The sequence below is a fragment of the Elioraea sp. genome (assembly GCF_051860475.1).
In the GTDB taxonomy this organism is placed as follows: Bacteria; Pseudomonadota; Alphaproteobacteria; order Acetobacterales; family Acetobacteraceae; genus Elioraea.
Genome location: NZ_JBHYDW010000265.1, coordinates 1 through 2,284, shown reverse-complemented (window position 1 = coordinate 2,284; position 2,284 = coordinate 1). Strand labels below are relative to the sequence as shown.

At 70.7% G+C, this 2,284-nt stretch carries 4 protein-coding genes; all 4 read left to right on the top strand.

Annotated elements, in window-relative coordinates; all coding sequences use genetic code 11:
* The first annotated feature begins 35 nt into the window (after window positions 1–35).
* The 4 genes from ACTIFU_RS23465 (at window position 36) to ACTIFU_RS23450 (ending at window position 2,208) form a co-directional block, all read left to right on the top strand.
* The gene (locus ACTIFU_RS23465; protein WP_439580748.1) at window positions 36–386 is read left to right on the top strand and encodes a hypothetical protein; all 351 of its coding nucleotides are present in this window, start codon (window positions 36–38) and stop codon (window positions 384–386) included.
* A 16-nt stretch (window positions 387–402) separates the two neighbouring features.
* A complete protein-coding gene (locus tag ACTIFU_RS23460; protein WP_439580747.1) occupies window positions 403–792 on the top strand; it encodes a head decoration protein in 390 nt (129 codons plus the stop codon).
* A 77-nt stretch (window positions 793–869) separates the two neighbouring features.
* On the top strand, window positions 870–1,892 hold the full coding sequence (locus ACTIFU_RS23455; protein WP_439580746.1) for a major capsid protein: 1,023 nt from the start codon (window positions 870–872) through the stop codon (window positions 1,890–1,892).
* A 1-nt stretch (window position 1,893) separates the two neighbouring features.
* Complete coding sequence (locus ACTIFU_RS23450; RefSeq protein ID WP_439580745.1) at window positions 1,894–2,208, top strand: head-tail joining protein; 315 nt, start codon at window positions 1,894–1,896, stop codon at window positions 2,206–2,208.
* Window positions 2,209–2,284: the final 76 nt, after the last annotated feature.

Below are 2,284 nucleotides of genomic sequence, written 5' to 3'. Positions count from 1 at the left end.
GTGCCACCACCCAGGCCCCTTCGAGGAGAGTGATGATGACCCATCCGGTCGAACCCGACGATACGTCCGCTGCGGAGACGCAGGAGACGGGCGAAGCCGCGCCGCCGGAGCCTGCGCCGGCATCGCAGGACGACGCCGCGCGCGCCGCCGCCGCGGAGATCGCCGAGGTTGCGGCGCAGGCCGCACGGCTCGGCGTCACCGTCGATGCGGCGGATGCCATCCGGCGCGGCATCGCCGCCCACGCGCTGCGCCGCTCCGTTCTCGACACGCTCGCGTCGCGCGCCGAGGCGAGCGCGGTGATCGCCGCGGCCCCCAAGCCCGGCAGCGCAGACGAAAGCCCGATCGTCCGCCGCGCCCGCGAGCGCGCTGCAACCGCCCAGCTCTGATCAGGAGACCGAACCCATGCCCGTTCTGGTGATGGCGCCGACGCTCGGCGACCTGCTGAAGTACGAACTCAACGGCAACTACACCCGTGAGGTGGTGACGCTGAAGGGCGGCACCACCTACCCGCTCGGCGCGGTGCTCGGCAGGATCGCCGCCTCCGGCATCTACCGCTTTTCGCCCGCCGCCACGGTGACCGGTGACGAGGGCGCCGAGACCGCACTCGCGGTGCTGATCGAGGCGGTCGATGCAATGGCCGGCGATCGCGATGGCCTGGTGGTCGCGCGCGGGCCGGCGATCGTCTCGAAGGCTGCCCTGGTGTTCGACCCCTCGGTCGACCAGCCGGCCGAGGTCGCCGCAAAGCACGCCGAGCTCAGCGCCGCCGGCATCGTCCCGCGCGACACCGCCTGAGCGCAGCCGCTCATCCATCCTGAGTCCAGCGGCGCCCTCGTGGCGCCGTTTCTGTTTCCCGCACAGGAGGCCGACCGATGGTCGCCATCATCAATCCGTTCGACGCCGGCGGCTACTCGCTCGCCGAGATGACCCAGGCCATCAACATCCTGCCCAACGTCTACACCCGCCTCGGGCAGATGGGCCTGTTCCGCTTCGACGGCGTCACCCAGCGCTCGGTGATCATCGAGCAGGCCGAGGGGGTGCTGAACCTGCTCCCCACCGTGCCGCTCGGCGGGCCGGCGACCGTCGCCAACCGCGACCTCCGCTCGATGCGCTCCTTCACCGTGCCCTGGATCCCGCACGACGACGTCATCACCCCGCAGGACATCCAGGGCGTGCGCGGCTTCGGTGTGGCCGACGCCGCCGATCCGCTCGCCACCGTGATGGAGCGCAAGCTGACGCGGATGCGCGTGAAGCACGCCCAGACCCGCGAGTACATGGAGGTCAACGCGCTCCGGGGAGTGGTGAAGGATGGCGCCGGGACGACGCTCTACAACTACTTCACCGAGTTCGGGCTGACCCAGCTCGAGGTGGACTTCCTGCTCGGCACCGCCACCACCAGCGTGCAGGCCAAGGTGCGGACCCTGTTGCGCCTGGTCGAGGAGGAGCTGAAGGGCGAGACCATGACCGGCGTGCACGCCCTGGTCAGCCCCGAGTTCTTCGACAAGCTGATCGGCCACGCCAAGGTCGAGGACGCCTACAAGTACTACGCCTCGACGGGCGCGCAGCCGCTGCGCGAGGATACGCGCCGGCGCTTCCCGTTCTCCGGCGTGGTGTTCGAGGAGTACAACGCGACGGTGACGCTCTCGACGGGCGGCACCGAGAAGCTGGTGCCGGCGAGCGAGGGGATGGCGTTCCCACTCGGCACGCTCGACACCTTCGTCACCTATGGCGCGCCGGCGAACCTGATCGAGACCGTCAACACGATGGGGCTGCCGATCTATGCGCGGCAGCTCGCGCGTCCGGATGGGTCCGCGATCGAGGTGAAGACCGAGGCCTCGATCCTGCCGGTCAACAAGCGGCCCCGGCTCGCCGTGCGGATCTTCTCCTCGAACTGAGGTGGACGTCTTCGCCGCGGCGCTCGGCGATCTCCTCGCCGATCCGCACGTCGGGGTGGATGCACTCTGGCGCCAGGGCGGCGCCGGGCCACCCGTGCCGGTGCGGGTGGTGCGGTCGTCGCCCGACCGGGTGGCGTCCGCCTTCAACACCGCCGTGATCCAGGCCACCGACGTGCTCACCGTCGCCGTGGCGGACGTCCTGGACCTCGCCTCGGGCGACACCTTCACCGTCGGAGCCGAGACCCTCGTCGTCCAGCACGCCGAGCGCGATGCGATCGGCGTGGCTTGGCGCGTCTACTGCCGGAGAGAGCCATGAGCCATCTCCTTCGTCGGGCCTGCGCGCTCGCCGTCGCCCTGGCTCTGCTCGGCGGATGCGCGTCGGAGCTCTGGGA

Bases quoted from the DNA above. Each gene is read 5' to 3' on its own strand.
- ACTIFU_RS23460 (WP_439580747.1), top strand. From the start codon at position 403: ATGCCCGTTCTGGTGATGGCGCCGACGCTCGGCGACCTGCTGAAGTAC.
- ACTIFU_RS23465 (WP_439580748.1), top strand. From the start codon at position 36: ATGACCCATCCGGTCGAACCCGACGATACGTCCGCTGCGGAGACGCAG.
- ACTIFU_RS23455 (WP_439580746.1), top strand. From the start codon at position 870: ATGGTCGCCATCATCAATCCGTTCGACGCCGGCGGCTACTCGCTCGCC.